Raw genomic sequence first — 25,334 nt, 5'->3', positions numbered from 1 at the left:
AGGTATCTCCACTGCCTATGAATGTGGTGCCATCTCTGTGGGAGCGGGCGTGCCCGCGAAGAGGCCGGCACAGGCAACAAAAGCCTCCCAGGATCACAACGATCCCACCCCACCATCCGACCACCCTGTGCAACGCCGCGCGTTGGCGTAGAATGGTCGACTTTGTTCAATACACCCGTAAACACATCCCCCTGGCCATACTGCCGGGGCGATCGTCGATGTCTTTACCTATTTAGAGGGCTTGGTTTTGGCTCAATACGTCTACACCATGCATCGGCTGAGCAAGGTCGTGCCGCCGAAGCGGGAAATTCTCAAGAATATTTCTCTGTCGTTCTTCCCAGGCGCCAAGATCGGCGTGCTCGGCCTGAACGGTGCCGGTAAATCGACCCTGCTGCGGATCATGGCGGGCGTCGACAAGGAATTCGACGGCGAAGCCCGTCCGATGCCCGACATCAACGTGGGTTACCTGCCGCAGGAACCGCAACTGGACCCGAACAAGTCCGTGCGTGAAGTGGTCGAGGAAGCGGTCAGCGTGATCAAGGACGCCCAGGCTCGCCTGGACGAGGTCTACGCCGCCTACGCAGAACCCGACGCCGACTTCGACAAGCTGGCCGCCGAACAGGCCAAGCTCGAATCCATCCTGCAGGCCGCCGACGGCCACAACCTGGAGCGTCAGCTGGACGTCGCCGCTGACGCCCTGCGCCTGCCGGCCTGGGACGCGCGCATCGAACACCTGTCCGGTGGTGAGAAGCGCCGTGTGGCCCTGTGCCGCCTGCTGCTGTCGGCCCCCGACATGCTGCTGCTCGACGAACCGACCAACCACCTGGACGCCGACTCGGTAGCCTGGCTGGAGCGCTTCCTGCACGACTTCCCGGGCACCGTGGTAGCGATCACCCACGACCGTTACTTCCTCGACAACGTCGCCGGCTGGATCCTCGAACTGGACCGCGGCGCCGGTATCCCGTACGAAGGCAACTACTCGGGCTGGCTGGAAGCCAAGTCGGACCGTCTGGCGCAGGAATCCAAGCAGCAGAGCGCCCACGAGAAGGCCATGAAAGAGGAACTGGAGTGGGTGCGCAAAGGCGCCAAGGCTCGTCAGTCCAAATCCAAGGCCCGTCTGCAGCGCTTCGAAGAAATGCAGTCGCAGGAATTCCAGAAACGCAGCGAAACCAACGAGATCTACATCCCGGCCGGTCCGCGCCTGGGTGACAAGGTCATCGAGTTCAAGAACGTTACCAAGGGCTATGGCGATCGCGTGCTGATCGACAACCTGTCGTTCGCCATGCCTAAAGGCGCCATCGTCGGCGTGATCGGTGGTAACGGTGCCGGTAAATCGACCCTGTTCCGCATGCTGATGGGCAAGGAGCAACCGGACTCGGGCAGCATCGAGATCGGTGAAACCGTGCAACTGGCCTGCGTCGACCAGAGCCGCGAAGACCTCGACGGTTCCAAGACCGTGTTCCAGCAGATCTCCGACGGTTCCGATCAGATCCGCATCGGCAACTACGAGATCCCGTCGCGCACCTACGTTGGCCGCTTCAACTTCAAGGGCGGCGACCAGCAGAAGTTCGTCAAGGACCTGTCCGGTGGTGAGCGTGGCCGTCTGCACCTGGCCCTGACCCTGAAGGAGGGCGGCAACGTCCTGCTGCTCGACGAACCGTCCAACGACCTCGACGTCGAAACCCTGCGTTCCCTGGAAGAAGCCCTGCTGGACTTCCCGGGCGCTGCCATCGTGATTTCCCACGACCGTTGGTTCCTGGACCGTGTGGCCACTCACATCCTGGCGTACGAAGACGACTCGAACGTGGTGTTCTTCGAAGGCAACTACACCGAGTACGAAGCCGATCGCAAGAAGCGCCTGGGCGATGCTGCTGCCCAGCCGCACCGTGTGCGGCACAAGAAGCTGGCCCAGTAAGCCGGTTTTCTGATGCACAAGAATGGGGCCCCTCGTGGCCCCATTTTCGTGCCTGCTCATATCGCCAAAGAGCCGGATTTACCGATCAGGCGAAGCTCGTTTTGTATACATTTATATAAAACGCACCAAATAATTTCAAAAAAACGACATTTTGCCCTGTTCCAGTGCGATTGCTTCTTGGTACATTCCTGAAAAAACCAATAAGTCCAATCCTCTTGGTGAGATGTCTACCATGATCGAATCTGTCGACAATTTCCTTGCACGCCTGCAGCAACGCGACCCGGGCCAGCCGGAATTCCACCAGGCTGTGGAAGAAGTGCTGCGTACCCTGTGGCCGTTCCTCGAAGCCAACCCACACTACCTGCAGTCCGGCATTCTCGAGCGCATCGTCGAGCCGGAGCGTGCGGTGCTGTTCCGCGTTTCGTGGGTCGATGACCAAGGCAAAGTTCAGGTCAATCGCGGCTACCGCATCCAGATGAACAGCGCAATCGGCCCGTACAAGGGCGGCCTGCGCTTCCACCCGTCGGTGAACCTGAGCGTGCTCAAGTTCCTGGCCTTCGAGCAGACCTTCAAGAACTCCCTGACCTCGCTGCCCATGGGCGGCGGCAAAGGTGGCTCGGACTTCGATCCGAAGGGCAAGAGCGATGCCGAAGTCATGCGCTTCTGCCAGGCCTTCATGAGCGAGCTGTACCGCCACATCGGCGCCGATTGCGACGTGCCGGCCGGTGACATCGGTGTCGGTGCCCGCGAGATCGGCTTCATGTTCGGCCAGTACAAGCGCCTGGCCAACCAGTTCACTTCGGTGCTGACCGGCAAGGGGATGACCTACGGCGGCAGCCTGATCCGTCCTGAAGCCACCGGCTACGGCTGCGTGTACTTCGCTGAAGAAATGCTCAAGCGCAAGAACCTGCGCATCGATGGCCGTCGCGTGGCCATTTCCGGTTCCGGTAACGTGGCCCAGTATGCGGCGCGCAAGGTCATGGACCTGGGCGGCAAGGTGATCTCGCTGTCCGACTCCGAAGGCACCCTGTACGCCGAAGGCGGCCTGACCGACGCCCAGTGGGACGCGCTGATGGTGCTGAAGAACGTCAAGCGTGGCCGCATCAGCGAGCTGGCTGGCCAGTTCGGCCTGGAGTTCCGCAAGGGCCAGACTCCGTGGACCTTGCCGTGCGATATCGCCCTGCCATGCGCCACGCAGAACGAGCTGGACATCGAAGACGCCCGCACCCTGCTGCACAATGGCTGCATCTGCGTGGCCGAAGGTGCCAACATGCCGACCACCCTGGCGGCGGTCGACCTGTTCATCGAGGCCGGCATCCTGTACGCACCGGGCAAGGCCTCCAACGCCGGTGGCGTGGCCGTGTCGGGCCTGGAGATGTCGCAGAACGCCATGCGCCTGCTGTGGACCGCCGGTGAGGTGGACAGCAAGCTGCACAACATCATGCAGTCGATTCACCATGCTTGCGTGCATTACGGTGAAGAGGCGGATGGCACGGTCAACTATGTGAAGGGCGCGAACATCGCCGGCTTCGTGAAAGTTGCGGATGCCATGCTGGCGCAAGGCGTAGTCTGATCCGAGGGCCTTGGGGCCGCGAAGCGGCCCCCTAGGCTTCAAACGTCGATCTCGACCACTTCGATCAGCTGATCCCCCGCCGGCCGCCGCCACAGCACTTCATCCCCTGGCCCGGCGCCAAGCAATGCCCGCCCCAGCGGCGATCCCCAGTTGATCATCCCGCGCCCGGCATCTGCCTCATCCTCGCCCACCAGCTGCACCATATGCTCCTGGCCCTGTGCATCGGCGAACCTGACCCGGCTACCAATCTGCACCTTGCTGCGCGATGTCGCCGCCGGTACCACTTGCGCGCTCTGCACCCGCGCACTGAAATAGCGCAGGTCCCGCTCGGTATCGGCCAGGCGCTGCTTGTCGCCACGCTCGGCCTGGGCCTGCAGCTCACTGCGCAAGGCATTCAGTTCGTTCACCCGCTGTTGCAGCTGGCGCAGGCCGCTGGCGGTGACGTAATTGGGCTGGTCGCTGAGGCGCCGCTCCACTGGCTGGTCAGCCTGGGCGGCGGCCTGGTCTTCGTTGACGAATGCTCGGCTCATGCAATGGCCTCCTTTTGCTGGAGACCAGCATGGCAGGCCGGCGGTTTCAATGGATGTCCGTTTACGACCTACTTGCTGCGGTAGGCACGGGCGGCGCCCTCGTCTTTCTCCTGCTGCCACTCGCGGTCACGCTCGTCCCAGAAGCGCTCATGGTATTGGCGCTGCTCTTCGCTGTTTTGCATCGCGTGGCACTGGCGGAAGCCATCGTCCCAGCCGGTCTCGTACTGATGATCGTGCAGGTAGCGCGGCACGTCTTTCTTGAAGTCGCCAACCATCAGCCCGGCTGCCTGGCGGCCGCTGCTGCAACCGTCTTGGTAACCGTCGGCGTAGGCGGGGGGATAACCGTGGTTGACCATCTGATCGTGGGTGGTTTCGCAACCCGCCAGCAGCAACGCAATGCACAAGCCGAACCAGTACCGCGACATGACCACCTGAACCTTTGGAGAGATACCATAAAGTCTAGGTGGCGATTTGTCGGGGAGCTGTCAAAACCGTGTCAAAGAGTCGGTTGGATCACATTTGTAGGAACGGCCTTGTGTCGCGAAAAGGGCGCGAAGCGCCCTCATCGGTCTCAATAGTGATACCACTTCAACTCCAGCATCACCTCATTCTGGGCCGTCGCCAGATGGCTGAACTCACGCGAAGCACTCAACCTCACCCCCAGGTTCTGGCTGATTTCCCACTGCTGGTTCAGGCTCAGGCTGCGCCGCACCTCGCCATTGGCGAAGTAATCGCCCTTGGCCTCCAGCGTCATGTTGCCCAGCCCGTTGCGCCACAGCAGCCCGCCATTGAACCCCGTTGCCGGGGCGACGAACTGGGCGAAGTCGTTGTGGTGTTCGACTCGCACCGTGCCCAGGGCAAAGCCCAGCAGGCCATCGGCCAGTTGCCAGGTGCCGCCGGCGCCGCCATTCACATGGCTTACCAGCACCTCGTCGTCATGCTTGCCCGGCACCCGCTCCAGGCCGCCAGCCACCTGCCAGGACCAAGGCTTGAGCAGCTCGTTGCGCGGCGTCAGTGAGCGGATGGTGGCCAGATCCAGGCGTTGCACCTGCCAGTCGTTGCCTTCGTACTGGCGCACCTTGAGCTGCAGGATCTCGATCTGCGCACCCAACGGGAAGCCATAAGCGTTGTCGTTCAGGTCGTGGTAGGCCATGCGCAGGCCATATTCGGCGTAGGCGCGGTCTTCACGGGAACCGACGCCCAGTTGCCAGGTACGTGAGTCGTGGCCGTCCTCGGGCAAGCCAGGGCGCTCGATCTGCAAGGGTGGCGGTGGGTTGCCGTTAATCGCCCGCAGCAGCTCGAAGCTGCGTTTGGCCTGGCCAGGGTCACGCTCCTGGCCGTTTGCCCGGTAGCGTTCCAGGCGATAGGCGGCATCCTGCACCAGCGCCTGGCGCTCACGGGGCAGGGCTTTGAATTCGGGGCTTTGCAATTGCGCGGTATCGGCACTGACGGCCAGTACCTGGCGCTTCTCGTCGTGGTCCAGCGGCTCGGCACGGGCCAGCAGCTCGCGTTCGCGTGACGGGCGGTAGGTTTCGCTGGCGACCAGGCCAGACTGCTTCACCGCCTTCACCGTGTCGGTGGGGATGGCCGTGAGCGGGAACTGCGAGGTCAGGTCCAGGCTCGGCCGGGCAACCTGCAGCAGCTCCAGCAGGCGATACGAGCAGTTTTCGTCGAAGAAGAAATAATCGAACTGGATCTGCTTCAGCTCCCACACATGTTCGACCATGCGCCCGGTCTCTTCCGGCGTCAGGTCCAGCTGGTATTCCCACAGGTCGCGGTTTTCCAGGCTGCGGTACTCGGAGAGCTTTTCCTGATAGGGCATCATCGCGAACAGGCCCGGGTAGCCACCCATCAGGCCCTTCCAGGCATACAGGATGCTGTTGTCGCTGCCTTCGATATAGGCGCCGAAGTTGATCGCGTAACTCAGCAGCGTGGTGTCGTCGCTGCGGGTATTGGACTGGTCGATGCGCAGCAGGGTGTGGCCGAACATCGACGATGGGCTGTTCAGGTAGGCCGCGGGGAAGATCAGCGCCGCGCTGTGCGGGTCGATCGACTTGTACCAGGTCTTGAATTCCTGGCAGTCCGGTTGCGGCAGGCCTTGCAGGCCGAGCTGTTCACGCAGCCAGCGGGTGCGCGCGGGGAATACGCACTGGGCGTGCTTGTCACCCAGGCTGGCAGGGGCGTACAGCGCCTCGACCGTGGCCTTGAGCTCTTGGTCAGGGTGGTGCGCGCCGTCCTCGGCGAGGAAGAAAGCGTCATCGTCCACGTAGCTGCGCCAGCCACCGAGCTTGGCGGTTTCGTAGTGGCCCAGGGCAATCCAGTAAGGCGTGTTGGCCAGTTGCTGGATACGGCCTGGGTCCAGCACAGGCATGGCATGAACGGGGGCGCAGGCAAACAGCGCCAGGGAAGCAAGGCGTTTGAGCATGTCGGGCAACTACTTCTTAACGATGCCGAAAAAAGGCGAAACCCGCCCCTGGGGAAGGGGCGGGAGCAGCTGCACTCAGGCCTCGGTTGCGTATTTGGCCAGGCGTGGGTCGCTCTTCAGAACGGCCAGGGTGTTGCTGTGGACCGTTTCGGCAGTCACGTCGGCACTGCTGAAGATCTGGCTGAAGTGCTGGTGGGTGACCGAGTTGAAGTAGCCGCGGTCTTCCGGCGCTACACCCAGGACCACGGCGTAGGTGGTCAGGGCTTCGCCCTGGCCCATGGCCATGTCTTCGGACAGCTCGTTCATCATGCCGTTCATGGCAAACCAGGATTTGCCGCCGTAGGTCAGCGAGGCTTTGGTCGAGCAGCCGTTGGTGCCCGAGGTCATGCCGAAGGTGGCGTTGCCGGAGGTGCCGTTGGTGGTGGAGGCCAGGAAGTGGGCCGGCGTGCCGCGTTGGCCTTCGAACAGCATGTTGCCCCAACCGCAGTTCGGGCCGCCCGGCGCTTCGGCGAGGGCGTTGAGCGATACCACGGTGAACAGAGTACCCAGAAGAATCCGTTTCATAGCTTTGTTCTCTTTTTCTTAACCAAAGGTCAGGGTTGTCTGGCAACGCGGTTGCCAGGTCGGGAAAGCATTTCACCCACCCGCGCAGCTTGGAGTTTAGGCATGATCTAAAGGTTGCGTTGTTGATTGCGAAAAATTTGCTCGTGCATGACAGCGTCGCAGCTGCGACATAAAGTCCCCGGGTCCCTTGCAAGGCGCGCGCGGGCAGCGCCAGAATGCTGCGTATCTGCCCCGCCGAAGTAAGGAAACCCAATGCCCGATCCTGTCGCTGCGCGCCTGCGTCTCGCGCCTGAAGCCCTGACCCGGCGTTTCTCCCCCGAGCAGTTTGCCTTTACCAATACCGACGATCTGGAGCCGTTTCGCGGAGTCCTGGGCCAGGAGCGTGCTGTCGAGGCCCTGCAGTTCGGCGTGGCCATGCCGCGCCCTGGCTACAACGTATACGTGATGGGCGAGCCCGGCACCGGCCGTTTCTCGTTCGTCAAGCGCTACCTCAAGGCCGAGGGCAAGCGTCAGCAGACCCCGGCCGACTGGCTCTACGTCAACCATTTCGACGACACCCGTGAGCCCCGTGCTTTGGAGCTGCCTTCAGGCAGCGCGGCAGAGTTCATCAGCGACATGGGCGGTTTGATCGACAACCTGCTGGCCACCTTCCCGGCGGTGTTCGAGCACCCGTCCTATCAGCAGAAGAAGGGCGCCATCGACCGCGCCTTCAACCAGCGTTACGACCGTGCGCTGGATGTGATCGAGCGTGCCTCGCTGGAAAAGGACGTGGCCCTGTACCGCGATGCCAGCAACGTCGCCTTCACCCCGATGGCCGACGGCAAGGCGCTGGACGAAGCTGAATTCGCCCAATTGCCTGAAGAGGTCCGCGAGCAGTTCCACGAAGACATCGCCCTGTTGGAAGAGCGCCTCAACGAGGAGCTGGCCAGCCTGCCGCAATGGAAACGCGAGTCGAACAACCAGCTGCGCCAGCTCAACGAAGAAACCATCACCCTGGCCCTGCAGCCGTTGCTGGCGCCGCTGTCGGAAAAGTACGCCGAGAACGCGGCCGTCTGCGCCTACCTGCAGTCCGTGCAGCTGAACCTGCTGCGTACCGTGGTCGAGCAGCTGGTTGAAGACAGCAAGACCGACGCGGCTGCGCGCAAGCTGCTCGAAGAGCAGTACGCGCCGAGCCTGGTGGTCGGCCACCACGCTGACGGCGGTGCGCCGGTGGTGTTCGAGCCGCACCCGACCTACGACAACCTGTTCGGCCGCATCGAATACAGCACCGATCAGGGGGCGCTGTACACCTCGTACCGCCAGCTGCGCCCGGGCGCGCTGCACCGCGCCAACGGCGGCTTCCTGATTCTCGAAGCCGAGAAGATGCTCGGTGAGCCGTTCGTCTGGGACGCCCTCAAGCGTGCCCTGCAGTCGCGCAAGCTGAAGATGGAGTCGCCCATCGGCGAGCTGGGCCGCGTGGCCACGGTCAGCCTGCAGCCGCAAATGATCCCGCTGAACATCAAACTGATCATCATCGGCTCGCGACAGCTGTACTACGCGCTGCAGGACCACGATTCGGACTTCCAGGAGATGTTCCGCGTGCTGGTCGACTTCGACGAAGACATGCCGATGGTCGACGAAAACCTCGAGCAGTTCGCCCAGCTGTTGCGCACCCGCACCAACGAAGAAGGCATGGCGCCGCTGACCAGCGACGCGGTGGCGCGCCTGGCCACCTACAGCGCCCGCCTGGCGGAAAATCAGTCGCGCCTGTCGGCACGCATCGGTGACCTGTTCCAGCTGGTCAGCGAGGCCGATTTCATCCGCCAGCTGGCCAGTGACGAGATGACCGACGCCGGGCACATCGAACGTGCGCTCAAGGCCAAGGCCACCCGTACCGGGCGGGTCTCGCAGCGGGTGCTCGACGACATGCTCGCCGGCATCATCCTGATCGACACTGAAGGCGCGGCCATCGGCAAGTGCAACGGCCTGACCGTGCTGGAAGTCGGCGACTCGGCGTTCGGCATGCCGGCGCGCATCTCCGCCACCGTCTACCCGGGTGGCAGCGGCATCGTCGACATCGAACGCGAGGTCAACCTCGGCCAGCCGATCCACTCCAAGGGGGTGATGATCCTCACCGGTTACTTGGGCAGCCGCTATGCCCAGGAATTCCCCCTGGCGATTTCCGCGAGCATCGCCCTGGAGCAGTCCTATGGCTATGTCGATGGCGACAGTGCCTCGCTGGGCGAAGCGTGCACGCTGATTTCGGCGTTGTCGCGCACGCCGCTCAAGCAGTGCTTCGCCATCACCGGCTCGATCAACCAGTTCGGTGAAGTGCAGGCAGTGGGTGGGGTCAACGAAAAAATCGAAGGCTTCTTCCGCCTCTGCGAGGCACGTGGCCTGACCGGCGAGCAGGGGGTGATCATCCCGCGCGCCAACGTCGCCACGCTGATGCTCGACGAGCGCGTGCTGCAGGCGGTGGAGAACGGCATGTTCCACGTCTATGCGGTCAGCCAGGCCGATGAAGCGTTGAGCCTGCTGGTCGGCGAAGATGCTGGCGAGCTCAACGATGAAGGCGTATTTACCGAAGGCAGCGTCAATGCCCGCGTGGTCGAGCGTTTGAGCGAGATCGCTGAGATGATCAGCGAGGAAGAGATAGAGAAGGCAGAAAAGGAGCGCCTGGAAGAGGTGATTGCCCAGGCTAAACCGGCCTGAGTCAATAAATCGGCGCTGGCGGCCATGTGCTACCGTTCAGCGCCGGTTTTCCATCTTTCTGTGCCGTTCTTCTATGCTGGAACTTAAGGACGGTGTCAGGGTTCAGGATGGAAACAGCCTGGTTTCAGGCTGAACAGGGCTCATTCGAGGGGGACGCGGCCATGCGCAACCTCAGCCTTACTCGCCAGTGCCTTGGCCTGGTGACCCGCATTGAATGCAGCATTCGTCCGCTGGCCGGCGACAACGGCATGTGGACCTTGCTGTTCGCTGCCGGCATGGCCGGTGAGCAACCCTCGGCGATCAAGGCCCAGGGGCCGTTCCATGGGCCGATGGTGGCTGAATCCGTGCTCAGTGCCATCGTCGACAGCCTGACCCTGCACGGGTACCAAGTGGCCGAAGATCCACAGATCTGGTGCCTGCACCTGCAGGCTCAGTTGCGGCGGATCAACGGCGAGCGCTGCCGGAACCTGGGGGACTATCAGTTCCATCCTGAAACCTGAGCACACATACCGAACGCTGCGGCATCTGGCCGCAGGCTTTTGCTGTCACAGGTGGCTGGCTATACTCGCGGCCGATTTCCAGTCACCTGACGAGTTCAAAACCCTCCATGGAACGTATTCTCGAAAACGCGATGTATGCCTCGCGCTGGCTGCTCGCCCCCATCTACTTCGGCCTGTCCCTCGGCCTGCTGGCCCTGGCGCTGAAGTTCTTCCAGGAAGTTGTCCACGTCCTGCCCAACGTCTTCGCCCTCAGTGAAGCCGACCTGATCCTGGTCATCCTGTCGCTGATCGACATGTCGCTGGTTGGTGGCCTGCTGGTGATGGTGATGATTTCCGGCTACGAGAACTTCGTGTCGCAGCTGGACATCGACGAAAGCAAGGAGAAGCTCAACTGGCTGGGCAAGATGGACTCTTCGTCGCTGAAGATGAAGGTTGCCGCGTCGATCGTGGCGATCTCTTCCATCCACCTGCTGCGGGTGTTCATGGATGCGCAGAACATCTCCACCGACTACCTGATGTGGTATGTGATCATCCACATGACCTTCGTGGTCTCGGCCTTCTGCATGGGCTACCTGGACAAGCTGACCAAGCACTAAGTCTGGTTGCCGCTCACACCGCCCGATCGTTGCAAAACGGACGGGCGGTGGCGTTTCTGGCTTGTGCTTTTTGCCGCTTCGTACAAAAAATGAGCACTCATGTGTGGTTCCCAAAGCGAGGTGCTCTCATGAACCTGCATCAGCTCAACACCGAAGCCAGGGCCGGCCATGTCGACGAACTGAACCTGATCGCCATTGAAGGCGGCGATTACCTCCTCCAGGCCCGGGTCAAAGGCCATTCCCACCCCCTGTCCGATACTCGAGGTGAGCGATTGCGCGTGCACTCGGTGGAAGATGCGCGAAAGCTGCTGAAAACCATCCCGATGGTATCGATGAACCTCGTGCACTGGTCGGTGCAGGATGAAATGTGCGGCATGGGCACGCACCCTGAAGAAGACTTGAAAGTGCCGATTTCCCAGCGTTCGGCCTGGTAGCTGCTCGCGGCGCCCCAGTGTGCTAGGCTGCTCGCCCTTTTCATCAAGGGCGCGGCTGCACTGCGCCCTGCCGTGGAGCACGACAAATGTCCGAACTCAACCTGTCCACCGACGAAACGCGCGTCAGCTACGGCATCGGCCGCCAGCTGGGCGGCCAGCTGCGTGACAACCCGCCACCAGGCGTTAACCTGGAAGCCATCCTGGCCGGCCTGACCGACGCCTTCAACGGCGCCGAAAGCCGCGTCAGCGAAGCCGATCTGTCGGCCAGCTTCAAAGTCATCCGTGAGCTGATGCAAGCCGAAGCTGCTGCCAAGGCAGAAGCTGCCGCTGCCGCTGGCAAGGAATTCCTGGCCGAAAACGCCAAGCGTGACGGTATCACCACCCTGGCCTCGGGCCTGCAGTTTGAAGTGCTGACCGCAGGTGAAGGCGCCAAGCCGACCCGCGAAAGCAACGTGCGCACCCACTACCACGGCACCCTGATCGACGGCACCGTGTTCGACAGCTCGTACGATCGTGGTCAGCCGGCTGAATTCCCGGTTGGCGGCGTGATCGCTGGCTGGACCGAAGCCCTGCAGCTGATGAACGCTGGCAGCAAATGGCGCCTGTACGTGCCGAGCGAGCTGGCCTACGGCGCCCAAGGCGTCGGCAGCATTCCGCCGCACAGCACCCTGGTGTTCGACGTCGAACTGCTCGACGTTCTGTAATGCCGTTGAGGCCGGCGCTGCCGGCCTCAATTCCAGTCTGTTCCCCCTGGGCGCAACGCCCGTGCATAGCAGAACAGAAACAAGTTCCGCACCAGTTCCTTGAGCACCACCGGTTCACTCGAATTCAGCCCGTACAGGTCCAGGTCTCCCTGGTCGCGCAGCTCGTCCAGTGCTTCTTCTTCGAGCACTGCACACACCTCACCGGTTTCCCGGTGAAGGATGCGCAGATAAGGGTGGGGGCGGTCCAGCCAGGCGTCGATCAGATAAGTCATGGCTATTCTCCTTGGAAAGCGGTTCCAATGAGAATAATTCTTATTATCAGAATAGCAAGCGCCAAATGGCGGATTTTGTAATCAGACCTTGCGCACGAATTCCGACTTCAGCTTCATCGCGCCGATGCCGTCGATCTTGCAGTCGATGTCGTGGTCGCCGTCGCACAGACGGATGTTCTTGACCTTGGTGCCGACCTTGACCACCAGGGACGAGCCCTTGACCTTGAGGTCCTTGATCACGGTAACGGTGTCGCCGTCCTGCAGGACGTTGCCGACCGAATCCTTCTTCACTACGTCATCGCTGGCGGTTTCGGTTTCGCCATTGGCGGACCACTCGTGGGCGCACTCGGGGCAGACCAGCTGGGTGCCATCCTCGTAGGTGTATTCGGAGTTGCATTTGGGGCAGGGCGGCAGAGTACTCACTTCGGTTCCTTAAACAGACAGGCGGTTAAAGGCCCATATTGTATAAGGTCTAGCGGGAGAAGTATTTTTGTCCGGACAAATGCAAGGCGGGCCAGCGCGCTCCTGCAGGAGCGGGCTGGCCCGCGAAGAAGGCGACAGGTCTGTCAGTGAGTACGCGCGACAGCAAACTCGCTGAGCTCGACCAGCGCATCCCGGTATTCGCTGGCTGGCAGCACTTCCAGGCACGCGATGGCACGCTTGACGTAGTCACGCGCCAGTTCGGCGGTGTACTTCAGTGCGCCCGACGCTTCGACGGCTTCGCGAATCTGCTCCAGATCTTCCAGGCCACCCTTCTGGATCGCCTTGCGCACCAGTGCAGCCTGCTCCGGCGTGCCTTCGCGCATGGTGTAGATCAGTGGCAGGGTCGGCTTGCCTTCGGCCAGGTCATCGCCGACGTTCTTGCCCAGGGCTTCGGCATCGCCTTCGTAGTCGAGCAGGTCGTCGACCAGCTGGAAGGCTACGCCCAGGTGGTCACCGAAGGTGCGCAGGGCTTCGCGCTGCTCTTCGCTGGCTTCGGCCAGTGCTGCGGCACTGTGGGTCGAGGCTTCGAACAGCATCGCGGTCTTGCCGCGGATGACGTCCATGTAGACCTCTTCGGTGGTGCTGGCATCGCGCACCCGCGACAGCTGCAGCACTTCGCCCTCGGCGATCACCCGGGTGGCCTTGGAGAGGATCTGCATGACCGGCATCGAGCCCAGTTCGACCATCATCTCGAACGAGCGCGAATAGAGGAAGTCGCCCACCAGCACGCTCGGCGCGTTGCCCCACAGGGCATTGGCGGTGGAACGGCCACGGCGCATGCCGGACATGTCGACCACGTCGTCGTGCAGCAGGGTAGCGGTGTGCAGGAACTCGATGGTCGCGGCCAGCAGGCGCAAGTCGGCGCCTTCACGGCCCAGGGCCTTGCCGCACAGCAGCACCAGCAGCGGGCGCAGGCGCTTGCCACCGGCCGACGTGATATAGTCGCCGATCTTCGATACCAGCGGCACGCGCGAGGTCAGCTGCTTCTTGATGATCTCGTCGACGGCGCTGAAATCTTCAGCTACCGCGCGGTAGAAGGTTTGGGGTTGCATCGGCTGCTCCAGTGAGGTTGCGCGGCATGCTAGGTCGCGGGTCCCGGTGTGTCAAGGCGCGGTGCCCGCCGCCCGGGGGCGGGACTTGCAAGCAAAACCCGGGTTGCGTACAATCGCGCACCCTAACTTCCTGGGCAGCACCTGCCTTACGCAATTGCACAGGGCCGTTCCAGCCCCATGCAGCCATGCCAGCCAATACTTATCCTATAAAGCGCTGGGTGAGCAGGATTATCGGAGAAATACCATGTCTTACGCAGTAATCGTTACCGGCGGCAAGCAGTACAAAGTCGCTGAAGGTGAATTCCTCAAGATCGAAAAACTGGAAGTCGCCACTGGCGAATCCGTGACCTTCGATCGCGTTCTGCTGGTTGCCAACGGTGAAGAAGTCACCATCGGCGCACCAGTCGTTGCCGGCGCTAAAGTCGTTGCTGAAGTCATTTCGCAAGGCCGTCACGACAAGGTTCGCATCATCAAGTTCCGTCGTCGTAAGCACCACATGAAGCGTATGGGCCACCGCCAGTGGTTCACCGAGATCAAAATCACCGGTATCCAGGCTTAATCGCCTCGGTCCCCTGAATTTATTTGGAGAATTGAACCATGGCTCACAAGAAGGCTGGTGGTAGTACTCGTAACGGTCGCGACTCAGAATCGAAACGCCTTGGCGTGAAGATGTATGGCGGCCAGGTTATCAAGCCAGGCAACATCATCGTCCGTCAGCGCGGCACCGAATTCCACGCTGGCTACGGCGTTGGCATGGGCAAGGATCACACCTTGTTCGCCAAGATCGAAGGCGTGATCAAGTTCGAGAAGAAAGGCGAGTTCATGCGCCGTTACGTGAGCATCGTCGCCGCCTAATCGCGACGTCGCTCCAGAAGCCCCGTCATGCGACGGGGCTTTTTCGTTTGTGGTGAGCCTCTTGCAAAGCTGTTTGTTTGGGCTGCCGGCGTGGGTTTCTACGGTCGTACGGGGCCGCCGCGCTCATTTTTGCAAGAGCCTCAGGTTTTTCAGTATTCAACTCGCCCGCAGGCGAGAGGCGGTTTTCAATGAAGTTTGTTGACGAAGTATCCATTCGGGTCAAAGCCGGTGACGGCGGTAACGGTTGCATGAGCTTCCGCCGCGAGAAGTTCATCGAGAACGGCGGCCCCAACGGTGGCGACGGTGGTGACGGTGGTTCGGTGTACATGGTGGCCGACGAAAACCTCAACACCCTGGTCGACTACCGCTACACCCGTCACCACGAAGCCCAGCGCGGCTCCAACGGTGGCAGCACCGACTGCACCGGCAAGAAGGGTGAAGACCTGTTCCTGCGCGTGCCAGTCGGCACCACGGTGATCGACGCCTCGACCCAGGAAGTGATCGGCGACCTGATCACCCCCGGCCAGAAGCTGATGGTCGCCCAGGGCGGCTGGCACGGCCTGGGCAACACCCGCTTCAAGTCGAGCACCAACCGTGCGCCGCGCCAGACCACCCCAGGCAAGCCGGGTGAGCAGCGCGACCTGAAGATGGAAATGAAGGTATTGGCCGACGTCGGCCTGCTGGGCCTGCCGAACGCCGGCAAGAGCACCTTCATCCGTTCGGTTTCGGCCGCCAAGCCGAAAGTCGCCGACTACCCATTCACCACCCTGGTACCCAACCTGGGCGTGGTCAGCGTCGACCGCTGGAAGAGCTTCGTCATTGCCGACATCCCCGGCCTGATCGAAGGCGCTTCCGACGGTGCCGGCCTGGGTATCCGCTTCCTCAAGCACCTGGCGCGTACCCGCGTGCTGCTGCACCTGGTGGACATCGCGCCGCTGGACGAAAGCAGCCCGGCCGATGCCGCCGAAGTGATCGTCAACGAGCTGACCCGCTTCAGCCCGTCGCTGGCCGAGCGTGAGCGTTGGCTGGTGCTGAACAAGTCGGACATGGTCATGGACGACGAGCGCGACGAGCGCGTTCAGGAAGTGATCGATCGCCTCGAGTGGGAAGGCCCGGTCTACGTGATCTCGGCCATCTCCAAGCAGGGCACCGACAAGCTCAGCCACGACCTGATGCGCTACCTCGAAGACCGCGCCGACCGCCTGGCCAACGACCCGGCCTACGCCGAAGAGCTGGCTGACCTCGACCAGCGCATCGAAGACGAAGCCCGCGCTCAGCTGCAGGCCTTGGACGACGCCCGTACCCTGCGTCGCACTGGCGTCAAGAGCGTGCACGACATCGGCGACGACGACGATGCCTGGGACGATGATTTCGAGGACGACGAAGACGGCCCGGAAATCATTTACGTGCGCGACTGATCGGTTGCAGTACACTAAACGCCGCTCTCAGGAGCGGCGTTTTTGTATCCACGGTATCTACAGATTCGACATAGGTTGGAAGAAGATGCGAAGCAAGGTGACGGGCGCCAAGCGCTGGGTCGTGAAGATTGGCAGTGCCCTGCTGACCGCCGATGGCAAGGGCCTCGACCGCGGCGCCATGGCCGTATGGGTCGAGCAGATGGTCGCGCTGCGTGAAGCAGGCGTGGAGTTGGTACTGGTCTCTTCCGGGGCCGTGGCTGCCGGCATGAGCCAGCTGGGCTGGACTTCGCGACCGAGTGCGATGAATGAGCTGCAGGCGGCTGCCTCGATCGGTCAGATGCGCCTGGTGCAGGCCTGGGAAACGAGCTTCGGCGAGCACGGCAAGCACACCGCGCAGATCCTCCTGACCCACGATGACCTGTCCGACCGCAAGCGCTACCTGAACGCCCGCAGCACCCTGCGTACCCTGGTCGACCTGGGCGTGGTCCCGGTGATCAACGAGAACGACACCGTGGTCACCGACGAGATCCGTTTCGGCGACAACGACACCCTGGCCGCGCTGGTGGCCAACCTGGTGGAAGCCGACCTGCTGGTGATCCTCACCGACCGCGACGGCATGTTCGACGCCGACCCGCGCAACAACCCGGAAGCCCAGCTGATCTACGAAGCCCGCGCCGACGACCCGTCGCTCGATGCCGTGGCCGGTGGTACCGGTGGTGCGCTGGGCCGTGGCGGCATGCAGACCAAGCTGCGCGCCGCGCGCCTGGCCGCCCGCTCCGGTGCCCACACCATCATCATCGGTGGCCGTATCGAGCGTGTGCTCGACCGCCTGAAGACTGGCGAGCGCCTGGGCACATTGCTGTCGCCCGAGCGCGGCATGCTGGCGGCACGCAAGCAGTGGCTGGCTGGCCACCTGCAGACCCGCGGCACCCTGGTGCTCGACGCCGGTGCCGTGCAGGCGCTGCGCGGGGCGAACAAGAGCCTGCTGCCGGTCGGCGTGAAGACCGTGCAGGGCAGCTTCCGCCGTGGCGAGATGGTGGTCTGCGTTGGCCCGGATGGCGTCGAAGTGGCCCGCGGCCTGGCCAACTACAGCGCGCTGGAAGCGCAGAAGATCATCGGCCAGCCGTCCGACCAGATCGAGGCCGTGCTGGGCTATATCGCCGAGCCGGAGCTGGTGCACCGCGACAACCTGGTGCTGGTATGAAGCTGTTCAAGCGGGCGCTCGCCCTGGCAGCCTTTGCCCTGCCGATGCTGGCCGGGGCCGAGGAGATCGGCCAAGTGTCTACCGTGTTCAAGTTTCTTGGGCCGAACGACCGTATCGTGGTCGAGGCTTTCGATGATCCCAAGGTCGAGGGTGTGACCTGCTACCTGTCGCGGGCCAAGACCGGTGGCGTGAAGGGCGGGTTGGGCTTGGCGGAGGATCGGGCGGAGGCTTCGATTGCCTGCCGTCAGGTCGGGCCGATCAACTTCAAGGGTGAGTTGAAGGACGGTGAAGAGGTGTTCAAGGAACGCACCTCGCTGGTGTTCAAGACCATGCAGGTGGTGCGCTTCCTCGACAAGAAGCGCAATACGCTGGTGTATCTGGTGTACAGCGACCGCATGATCGAAGGCAGCCCGCAGAATGCGGTGACGGCTATCCCGATACTGCCTTGGGCTCATTGATTCCCTGAGGGAGGCCTTTGGCCCATTCGCGGGGCAAGCCCGCTCCTACAGAAAAACGCATAACCCTGTAGGAGCGGGCTTGCCCCGCGAATGGGCCGCAAAGCGGCCCCAATTACCTCAGGCCAGCTCTTCAGCCTGGTCCTCACGCACAACCGCTTTCACCTCATCCAGCCGGCTGATGTACTTCCAGTCCGCCTCGTCGATGTAGATGCCATTCGGCCCGCTGCCACCTTCCAGGTCGATCGCCACGCGCGCCGACACCTGCGGCTTCACGCTCGCCAGAATCGGCACGAAGCCCAGCTGCAGGCTGGTCTCCAGCAGTGCCGCCTGGTTGCGTTCGTCGATGTCCGCCGCCTCGTCGAGGTAGTACGGCAGGCGAATGCGCCCGGCCAGGTCACGGTCCATCAGGTGCAGCAACAAGTACATGTTGGTCAGCGCTTTGATGGTCATGGTGGTGCCGTTGGATGCCGCGCCGTCGATGTCGGCGTGGATGATCGGCTGGCCGTTGACCTTGGTGATCTCGAACGCCAGTTCGAACAGGTCCTTCAGGCCCAGCTGGTTGTGGTTGGCCGCCACCAGACGCGCCAGGTACTCCTTGGCCTCTTCGTTCTTGTTGTCCTGATCGGCGCTCTGGGTCAAATCGAACACCGACAGGGTTTCGCCTTCCTCGTACTGCCCGGCGCTGTGGATGATCTGGTCGATGTGCTTGAGCGCTTCCTTGTTCGGCGCCAGCACCACGCGGAAGCTCTCCAGGTTGGACACCTGGCGCTTGTTGATCTCGCGGTTGAACAGGGCCAGCTGGTGCTCGAGGCTGTCGTAGTCGCTGCGGATGTTGCGCAGGGTCCGGGCGATGTCGGTCACCGCGGCGCGGCGAGCCTTGGCCAGGGTCAGGGCCTCATCGGTGCGGTGCGCATAGGCGTTCACCAGCAGCTGCAGGCGGCGCTCCATGTCGTCTTCGCTGTCGAACTTGGCCACGCCTTTCAGGCGCACCTGGGCGTACAGCGCCTCGATCTGGTTGTCGACCCGTTGCAGCGCCTGCCAGCTATCCTGGTAGTCGTTGAGCATCGGCAGCAGGTTGTCCATGGAGTCGTCGACCGCTTCCATGAACGGCGTGCCGTAGGGTAGGTCGGCCGGCAGCAGCTGGCGGCGGCGCAGGGCGTCTTCCAGGGTGCGCTGCTTGGCTTCCAGGTCGCCGATCTGGCGGCCGACCAGCTGCAGTTTGGCCGACAGCTGCTGGACGCGCTCGGTGAAGGCGTCGCTGGAGCGCTTGAGCTCATCCTGGGCGGCTTCCAGCTGCGCCAGTTGCTCCAGCTTCTCTGGCTCTTCGGCGCTCAGGGTTTCGCTGCGGCGGTAGTCTTCCAGGGCCTTCTGGGCGTCCAGCACTTCCTGGTACAGGGTTTCGGTCTGTGCCTTGGAGGCGGTGCGGTCGGCGGCGACCTGCTGCTGGGTCTTGAGCTGCTTGAGCTCTTTCTCCAGACGCTCCTTCTGGTCGCGCAGGGCGGCGCGGTCGGCCAGGGCCTGCAGGGCCGGCGGGTCGATGTTGGAGATGTCGATGGACAAGCCTGGAGCTTCGAAACGCTCGCCCTTGAAGCCGTCGAGCACCGCTTCCAGGGATTTTACCCACAGGTCGCTGTCATCCAGCTCGATACCACGGTCGCCCAGTGGCAGGCTGAACAGTGCGCCGTTGAACAGGCGCATCAGGCGGTCTACGTCCTGTTGCGAGAACTCTTCGCGCAGGCGGGCGTAGCTGTTGTTGTCGGCGTGGTCGAGCTGCTGCTTGACCTGCTTCAGGCGTTTTTCCAGGTCGCGCACCCGCTCGTCGAGGTCTTCGGCGCTGAACTGGCGCGATTGTGCCAAGGCACCGGCCAGTTCGTCGTGGGCGTCCTTGGCGGCCAGCAGGCCTTGTTCCAGGACCTTGACGTCATCGACCAGGGCGAAGCGGTGCTTGAGCACCGACAGCTCGCCAAGCCAGCGCTGGATGCCGGTGATTTCACGCTCCAGGCGCATCAGCTCCTGGGTGCCGCCGCGCTGGTCGTTCTGCAGGCGGTCCTGCTCACCACGGAAGTGCTCGGCCTGGATCACCAGCTCTTCCTTGCGCGCCATGGCATATTCCTGCCAGGTGCCCAGCAGGTTGTCGAGCAGTGGTGAAAGGCGATGCAGTTTGCCGCGCAGGATGTCGCGCTGAGCCACGCCACCGGCCAGGGCCTCGACCAGCGGGCCGGCGGCGACCAGGGCGTTGTAGTCCTGCTCCATGCGGCGCACGTCGCGGAAGGCTTCTTCGCAGGCGGCGATGTAGTCGACGCTGCCCGAGCGCAGGCTGTGCTCGAAGGCATCAAGGAATAGCTGCTTAAGCTTCGCCGCGGTGATCTCGCGCATGTGCAGCAGGTTGATGAACAGGGCGCGGAAGGTTTTCAGGCTCTGTTCGCTGGTCGAGCGCAGCGGGATCAGGGTCAGGTCCAGCGGGCACGAAGTGTGGCCGCCGACCAGCAGCCGGCGCAGTTCATCGGGCTTGAGCTCATAGGCTTTGAGGCCCAGGCGTTCGAGGTTGGTGAACAGCTCTTTCTGGCGCAGGCAGGTGTCGTTCTTCTGGTAGTGGGCCAGGTCCAGCTCACCCTTGTAGGCAAAGAACTGGTGGCCGAAACCGCCACCCGGGCCGCGGCCGACCACACCGATCACGTGCGGGCCGTGGGGCAGGTTCAGTTCGCAGAGAATGTAGGACGTGTCGCTGGCGAAATAGAAGCGGCGCGACTGCTCCAGGCTGTACTTGCCGAAGCTCATGTCGGACATGCGCGCCAGGATCGGGAACTGCAGGGCGTTGATCGACGCCGACTTACCCAGGTTGTTGGCGCCGTACACCGACAGCGGGTGCTCCAATGGGAACAGGCCGAGGCTGTAGCCGGCGGTGTTGAGCAGTGCGAAGCGGCGGATGCCGTAGCGTTCCTGGCTCATGCGTCAATCTCCTGTTGCTCTTCGCGGATGGCCCGGGCCAGCGCATCCTCTTCGCTTTCCTCGCTGTCGAACGGGCTGAGGTCGAGCGGGTCGTCAGTGCGGTTGAGTTGTTCGGGCGTTTCTTCCACGACCAGTACCGGCACTGGCAGTGGCAGGTCGCTGTGCAGGGTGGCGGCCAGATCGCGGTCCTGCTGCACCGACAGGCACACGTCGAGGAAGCGGTGCATCGGCGGCAGGAAGCGGTAGATGCCGCCCTCTTCATGGGCGAAGCCGAGCTGGGTCATGCGGCGCATGATCTTTTCTTCAAGCTCATCGACCGTTTGCACTTCGGCCTGCAGGAACAGGTCGCGGTATTTGTCGAGCATCGACGGCAGTTCGTCACGGCCGATGCTGCCGCCGTCGAGCACGGCCATTGGGTCGCGGCCCTGGTCTGCCAGGTGTTCGACCAGGATGAAGGTGAACAGCGACAGGCGCTGGGCGGTCTTGTTGACCTGCGCGGCGGCCTGCTCGGGGACGAAATAGTAGAAACCCCGGGTATCACACACCAGCTCGAAGCCCAAGGCCTTGAACAGGGTGCGGTACTGGTCCTGGAAGTTCGACAGCTGCGCGTACATTTCAGGGTCGCGGCGGCTGACATGGAAGCCCTTGAACAGCTCGCGGAAGATCGGCGCGAGCTGGGACAGTTCGGAAAGATCAAGATGCATTGGCTGGGCTCGCGTGGGTTTCAGGTTGCGCTTCGCGGCTGGATGTCAGGGCGAACGAACGCAGGCTGACCAGGTGTTCGTGGGTGGTGTACTCGCGCCGCTCCAGGCGTTCGCGCTTGAAGCGCTTCTCCCGCGACAGGCGCGAGAACCAGTACAGCAATTCGTCGGTGGCGCCTTCGGGCTCCTGGTCCAGCAGCCAGACCATCAGGTCTGGCAGCGGCAGGGCGTCTTCGCAGCGCTCAAGCATCTCTTTGACCGTGCGGGGCGCGCGCGGCAGCGGGCCTTTCTGGGTCTTGTGCGCCTTAGGGAACTTGGCCGGTTTGGGCTCGAAGCGGGCGAGGGCGTAGACGTAAGCCTCGACCTGGCTGGCACTGCCAAGGAACGTGCTCTGCGGCCGAGTGAACAGCGGCATGGCGGCTTGCGGCACGGCATCGATGCCCTTGCGCCGGATCACCGACAACGCCAGCGCGGCGCCGCGGGTCACGGCGTTGTGCCGGCGCGCTTCTTCACGCAGCGGCAGCAGCAGTTCGCGGGCGTGGCGCAGGGTCAGCTGGGCGTTGGTCTGCATTTCCAGAATGCGCGCGTGGGTGCGCAGCAGCATGTCGTCGTCGACCAGATGGCCCAGGCGAGCCTGTTCGCCGAGCAGTTTCAGTAACACGGTCTCGACCTTGCGCACGCCTTGTTCGAAGGCGCCGTCAGCGTTGACCAGCTGGATCATCGGTTCGACGTATTCGTCCCAGGTTGCCAGCACTTCAGCGTAGCGCTGACGCAACGGGATCTGGCGGTTGCTGGTCTTGGCCCGTTCGGCCACGGCGACCAGCGCCTGCTCGTCGTTGTCGAGCTTCTTGAGAACGTCGCGCACGCGCATGTCGAGCAGGCGCAGTTGGCGCGCCAGGTCGTCGCTGTCACGGTTTTCAAAGGCGTCCTGGATGTGCCCGGCCAGGCGCTCCAGGTGGCGCAGGTAGGCCTCGATCTCCAGGCACAGACCCAGCCGGTGTTCCCGGCGCAGGTAGGCGAGGAAGTCGTGAATCTGGGCGTTGAGCTCGAAACGGTTCGGGCTTTTCGCCACTGGCACCAGGATATCCAGGCGGATCCAGACATCGAGCAGTTGGGTGATGTCCTGCGGCGTGCTTTCGACCTGCTGGCGCCCTATGTGCTGGCGCAGCTCGACCAGGCTCAGGGTGCCTTGGTCAAAACGCTCACACAGTGGCTCGATCAGAGCCCAGTGTTCAGCTAGGGCGCGCAGGACGCGCTTTGGTTCGATCATTGGCGTCTACTCGTTGCCAAGTAAAAAGGGGCGATTGTACTGCATACCGGGGGGAGTATTTCACCCCTTGGTCTGTAATGGGGGATAACCATGGCTGAAGTAAGGGATTCACTGGCCTCCTCTTCGCTGCAACCCACAAATTTCCGCCGACCAGTTGCAGCACAGCTGGGCCAACGGCGTTAGAATGTGCGACGTTTTGAACCCCGGACCCCCGAGCCTTGCTGACCGAACCCCGCCGCCGCGCCTACCTTTCCGCCATGCAAGTGGTGCATTGGCTGCCGCGCGCCGAACTGCCGTTCGCTGCACCGTCGCGCCGCGAGCTGCTGTTGCCGCAAGCACCGGTAGAGGACGTCGATTTCGAGGTCCGGCCATCTGCACCGGCTGCCAACGACGCCCCGGCTGCGCCCCAGGCTCGCTCTGGCGAGCGCCCGAAAATCGAGATTCCGCGCCCCGGCAGCACGCCCAAGGTTGCTGCCAAGCCGGTTGAAGCCGAGCAAGAGGCCCCCGCACCGCGCCCGGCCCCGGTACCGCCACCGCGGTTCGCGTTGCAGCTGCTGCGCGCCGGCAGCTGCCTGTTGCTGGTCGAGCTAGCTACCGGTCAGCCTTTCCAGAGTCGCGATCCGTCTTACCTGCTGCTCAAGGACATGCTGCGCGCCGCCGGCCTGCCTGATGCGCCGCAGATCATCGGTGAGCCCGTGCGCTGGCCGCTGCTGGTGCGTGGCAACATGGACCAGGGCCCGGATGCTGCGCGGGATTTCGTCCAGGGCTTCATCCAGGCGCGTCTGGAAGAAACCCCCTGCAGCGTGCTGTGGCTGATCGGCCTGCCGGCCATGCGTTACGCGGCCAGTGCCGAGGCTGCCGAGTATTACCAAGTACTGAAGGTCGATGGTCTGGGCGATGCCTGGGCCTTGCCGGGCCTTGAACTGTTGATGGACGAGCCGCAGCGCAAAGCGGACGTCTGGCAAGCGATGCGCCAGCTGATGGCGCGCTGGAAGAGCGTTGAATGAGTGACTCGATCAGTTTCCGCCCGATGACCGAGGCGGATCTGGATGCCGTGCTTAAGATCGAATATGCCGCGTTCAGCCATCCCTGGACCCGCGGGATTTTCCAGGATGCGCTCAAGTCCTATGAAGTGTGGCTGATGTTCGACGGGCAGCAGCAGGTGGGGCATGGCGTGATCAACGTGATCATCGACGAGGCGCACCTGCTCAACATTACCGTCAAGCCGGAAAACCAAGGGTGCGGCCTGGGGCTGAAGCTGCTTGAGCACCTGATGGCGCGGGCGTATCAGCTCAATGGGCGTGAGTGCTTCCTTGAGGTGCGGGCCAGCAATCAGTCGGCGTATCGCCTGTACGAGCGCTATGGCTTTAACGAAATTGGCCGCCGTCGAGATTACTACCCGGTTGCGGGTGGGCGTGAAGATGCGCTGGTGATGGCCTGTACCTTGCTCGAAGACTGAGTTGGGCTGTTCTGGCCCCTTCGCGGGGCAAGCCCGCTCCTAAAGGTGCCTACCTTGAGATCAGCGGCGATCCTTGTAGGAGCGGGCTTGCCCCGCGAAAGGGCCAGCAAGTCGATCACAATTTCTGCGGCACGACCTCGACCGGCTGGCGCAGGTCCCGCAGGGTTCTGGTCATCTCCCCGGTATTGCACTTCGCCGCCGCCTGCTCAGGCGTGTACTTGCGCACGGTGCGGAAGAACAGCTCACAGGTCTGCTTTTTCTGAGTCACCTGCCACTTGGTCGAGCAGGCATCCAGCGTGCTCTTAGGGTCGGACTCTGGTTTACGCCCCATCCCCGCCTGCCAGCAGGCCGCCGTCAAATCCTGCCCCATCATTTTCAAACCCGCTGCATCGGCCGCATCTTGGTCGCCGCCGTGGCTGTCCTTGTCCGCTGCATACCAGATCGCGCTGGGGTGGTTGGCGCCAAGCACTGGTACCTTTGCACCTGGTTGCGGGCTGATGCTGACCAGGCCGAGCACACCCACCTGCGGGCCGTACTGTTGCTGGATCCAGCTCCGTACCGGGGCGCCGAAGGCGACCATCGGCAGTGGTTTGGTGGCGCTTTGCAACGTCATCTCTTTGACCATGCGCAGCTGGTAATCCTTGAAGTAGCCGTAGGTACCTGTCAGGGCATCGCCCGCACTGGCCGGGGCGGCAATCGGGGCGATGTCGATGATGGTCTGGTAGGCCGGGGTCTGGCTGGCGTCGACGCCGTTGAAGGTCAGCAGCTCGGCCCAGCGGTCGGTGGTGTTGGAGCGCAGGTAGTCCTGGGCCTGAGTTAGCGAATAGTCCGGCGGGAAGTGCAGCAGCTCGATGCTGCGGCGGTTCTGCAGGGCCATGCCCAGCGGCAGGAACAGGTACCAGTCGTAGGACCATTTGCCGTCCTTGTTCAGCTGGGTGGCACCGTTGTAGGCCAGCTCGCCACTGTCGAGCAGCTTGCGCAGCGGCTCGGCGTAGTTGGCGGGCACGTCACTGATGGTGGCGTGCAGCCGGCCGTGCTCACGGCTGACGTGCACCTGGGCGTTGGCGTGGCCGTCGCGGCGTACGCTCTGGGTGAGGTAGTGCTCGACGGTCTGTTCCAGCGTCCAGTCGCGGTAGCAGATCACGTGGCAGTTGTTGGGGAAGGCGAACAGGCGGGTGACGCGCTGGGCGTCGCCCAGGTCGATGCGGGCATCCGCCATGGCCAGGCCGCTGAAGGCGAGGGCGGCGAGGCTCGATAAAGCAGTCTTGTGCATGCTTAACT

Annotated in this window: 25 protein-coding genes; 14 read left to right on the top strand and 11 right to left on the bottom strand. The window is 63.0% G+C overall.

Annotated elements, in window-relative coordinates:
• Positions 1-247: 247 nt before the first annotated feature.
• Together ettA and gdhA are read left to right on the top strand one after the other, a co-directional pair.
• A complete protein-coding gene (ettA, locus tag APH28_RS21510) occupies positions 248-1,915 on the top strand; it encodes an energy-dependent translational throttle protein EttA (protein ID WP_060512539.1) in 1,668 nt (555 codons plus the stop codon).
• 232 nt (positions 1,916-2,147) lie between these two features.
• On the top strand, positions 2,148-3,488 hold the full coding sequence (gdhA, locus tag APH28_RS21505; protein ID WP_060512538.1) for an NADP-specific glutamate dehydrogenase: 1,341 nt from the start codon (positions 2,148-2,150) through the stop codon (positions 3,486-3,488).
• Positions 3,489-3,526: 38 nt separating this feature from the next.
• Here the strand turns inward: gdhA and APH28_RS21500 are convergent, their stop codons facing one another.
• From APH28_RS21500 to APH28_RS21485, 4 genes are all read right to left on the bottom strand, one after another.
• Positions 3,527-4,018, bottom strand: coding sequence for a GreA/GreB family elongation factor (locus tag APH28_RS21500; protein ID WP_060512537.1), 492 nt, complete (start codon positions 4,016-4,018; stop codon positions 3,527-3,529).
• Between the two features lie 68 nt (positions 4,019-4,086).
• Positions 4,087-4,443, bottom strand: a complete 357-nt coding sequence (locus tag APH28_RS21495) for a hypothetical protein (protein ID WP_060512536.1) — start codon at positions 4,441-4,443, stop codon at positions 4,087-4,089.
• A gap of 146 nt (positions 4,444-4,589) precedes the next feature.
• A complete protein-coding gene (locus APH28_RS21490) occupies positions 4,590-6,443 on the bottom strand; it encodes a DUF4105 domain-containing protein (RefSeq protein ID WP_060512535.1) in 1,854 nt (617 codons plus the stop codon).
• 75 nt (positions 6,444-6,518) lie between these two features.
• A complete protein-coding gene (locus tag APH28_RS21485) occupies positions 6,519-7,007 on the bottom strand; it encodes a DUF3015 domain-containing protein (RefSeq protein ID WP_060512534.1) in 489 nt (162 codons plus the stop codon).
• Between the two features lie 252 nt (positions 7,008-7,259).
• On the opposite strand from APH28_RS21485, the gene APH28_RS21480 reads away from it, so the two are divergent.
• From APH28_RS21480 to APH28_RS21460, 5 genes are all read left to right on the top strand, one after another.
• Positions 7,260-9,698 (top strand): Lon protease family protein, encoded by a 2,439-nt coding sequence (locus APH28_RS21480; RefSeq protein WP_060512533.1) that lies wholly within the window; start codon positions 7,260-7,262, stop codon positions 9,696-9,698.
• Between the two features lie 161 nt (positions 9,699-9,859).
• Positions 9,860-10,198, top strand: coding sequence for a hypothetical protein (locus APH28_RS21475; RefSeq protein WP_060512545.1), 339 nt, complete (start codon positions 9,860-9,862; stop codon positions 10,196-10,198).
• Positions 10,199-10,305: 107 nt separating this feature from the next.
• Entirely contained in the window at positions 10,306-10,794 is a 489-nt protein-coding gene (locus tag APH28_RS21470; protein WP_003247486.1) for a TIGR00645 family protein, read from the top strand.
• 128 nt (positions 10,795-10,922) lie between these two features.
• Positions 10,923-11,228 carry a DUF6482 family protein gene (locus APH28_RS21465; protein ID WP_060512532.1) on the top strand — a complete coding sequence of 102 codons (306 nt, stop codon included), beginning with the start codon at positions 10,923-10,925 and terminating at the stop codon, positions 11,226-11,228.
• 86 nt (positions 11,229-11,314) lie between these two features.
• Entirely contained in the window at positions 11,315-11,932 is a 618-nt protein-coding gene (locus tag APH28_RS21460) for an FKBP-type peptidyl-prolyl cis-trans isomerase (protein ID WP_060512531.1), read from the top strand.
• Positions 11,933-11,958: 26 nt separating this feature from the next.
• Here the strand turns inward: APH28_RS21460 and APH28_RS21455 are convergent, their stop codons facing one another.
• The 3 genes from APH28_RS21455 to APH28_RS21445 form a co-directional block, all read right to left on the bottom strand.
• Complete coding sequence (locus APH28_RS21455) at positions 11,959-12,204, bottom strand: hypothetical protein (protein ID WP_060512530.1); 246 nt, start codon at positions 12,202-12,204, stop codon at positions 11,959-11,961.
• A gap of 81 nt (positions 12,205-12,285) precedes the next feature.
• Entirely contained in the window at positions 12,286-12,627 is a 342-nt protein-coding gene (locus APH28_RS21450; RefSeq protein WP_060512529.1) for a zinc ribbon domain-containing protein YjdM, read from the bottom strand.
• Positions 12,628-12,770: 143 nt separating this feature from the next.
• Positions 12,771-13,739 (bottom strand): polyprenyl synthetase family protein, encoded by a 969-nt coding sequence (locus APH28_RS21445; RefSeq protein WP_027918268.1) that lies wholly within the window; start codon positions 13,737-13,739, stop codon positions 12,771-12,773.
• 244 nt (positions 13,740-13,983) lie between these two features.
• Here APH28_RS21445 and rplU point away from each other — a divergent pair, with 244 nt between their 5' ends.
• The 5 genes from rplU (at position 13,984) to APH28_RS21420 (ending at position 17,674) form a co-directional block, all read left to right on the top strand.
• On the top strand, positions 13,984-14,298 hold the full coding sequence (gene rplU / locus APH28_RS21440; protein ID WP_060512528.1) for a 50S ribosomal protein L21: 315 nt from the start codon (positions 13,984-13,986) through the stop codon (positions 14,296-14,298).
• Positions 14,299-14,336: 38 nt separating this feature from the next.
• Positions 14,337-14,594 (top strand): 50S ribosomal protein L27, encoded by a 258-nt coding sequence (gene rpmA, locus APH28_RS21435; protein WP_003247464.1) that lies wholly within the window; start codon positions 14,337-14,339, stop codon positions 14,592-14,594.
• Between the two features lie 188 nt (positions 14,595-14,782).
• Entirely contained in the window at positions 14,783-16,012 is a 1,230-nt protein-coding gene (gene cgtA, locus APH28_RS21430; RefSeq protein WP_060512527.1) for an Obg family GTPase CgtA, read from the top strand.
• An 85-nt stretch (positions 16,013-16,097) separates the two neighbouring features.
• Positions 16,098-17,216, top strand: a complete 1,119-nt coding sequence (proB, locus tag APH28_RS21425) for a glutamate 5-kinase (protein ID WP_060512526.1) — start codon at positions 16,098-16,100, stop codon at positions 17,214-17,216.
• Positions 17,213-17,674: a CreA family protein gene (locus APH28_RS21420; RefSeq protein WP_060512525.1), complete on the top strand. Its 462-nt coding sequence runs from the start codon at positions 17,213-17,215 to the stop codon at positions 17,672-17,674. Before proB ends, APH28_RS21420 begins: the two co-directional genes overlap by 4 nt.
• A gap of 117 nt (positions 17,675-17,791) precedes the next feature.
• On the opposite strand, the gene mksF is transcribed toward APH28_RS21420, so the two are convergent.
• Genes mksF through mksB form a run of 3 tightly spaced genes read right to left on the bottom strand, consistent with a single transcriptional unit; the run spans position 17,792 to position 22,594 of the window.
• On the bottom strand, positions 17,792-20,623 hold the full coding sequence (gene mksF, locus APH28_RS21415) for an Mks condensin complex protein MksF (RefSeq protein ID WP_060512524.1): 2,832 nt from the start codon (positions 20,621-20,623) through the stop codon (positions 17,792-17,794).
• Positions 20,620-21,327: an Mks condensin complex protein MksE gene (gene mksE / locus APH28_RS21410; protein ID WP_060512523.1), complete on the bottom strand. Its 708-nt coding sequence runs from the start codon at positions 21,325-21,327 to the stop codon at positions 20,620-20,622. The genes mksF and mksE overlap by 4 nt, the downstream gene beginning before the upstream one ends.
• The gene (mksB, locus tag APH28_RS21405) at positions 21,317-22,594 is read right to left on the bottom strand and encodes an Mks condensin complex protein MksB (RefSeq protein WP_060512522.1); all 1,278 of its coding nucleotides are present in this window, start codon (positions 22,592-22,594) and stop codon (positions 21,317-21,319) included. Before mksB ends, mksE begins: the two co-directional genes overlap by 11 nt.
• Before the next feature lie 218 nt (positions 22,595-22,812).
• Here mksB and APH28_RS21400 point away from each other — a divergent pair, with 218 nt between their 5' ends.
• Together APH28_RS21400 and rimI are read left to right on the top strand one after the other, a co-directional pair.
• A complete protein-coding gene (locus APH28_RS21400; RefSeq protein ID WP_060512521.1) occupies positions 22,813-23,601 on the top strand; it encodes a hypothetical protein in 789 nt (262 codons plus the stop codon).
• Entirely contained in the window at positions 23,598-24,053 is a 456-nt protein-coding gene (rimI, locus tag APH28_RS21395; protein WP_060512520.1) for a ribosomal protein S18-alanine N-acetyltransferase, read from the top strand. The genes APH28_RS21400 and rimI overlap by 4 nt, the downstream gene beginning before the upstream one ends.
• Before the next feature lie 115 nt (positions 24,054-24,168).
• On the opposite strand, the gene APH28_RS21390 is transcribed toward rimI, so the two are convergent.
• Positions 24,169-25,326, bottom strand: coding sequence for a hypothetical protein (locus APH28_RS21390; protein ID WP_060512519.1), 1,158 nt, complete (start codon positions 25,324-25,326; stop codon positions 24,169-24,171).
• Positions 25,327-25,334: the final 8 nt, after the last annotated feature.

It is taken from the genome of Pseudomonas sp. NBRC 111124 (assembly GCF_001320245.1).
Lineage (GTDB): Bacteria > Pseudomonadota > Gammaproteobacteria > Pseudomonadales > Pseudomonadaceae > Aquipseudomonas.
Note: the sequence above shows the minus strand (reverse complement) of the source record. Positions and strands in the feature narration are given on the sequence as shown.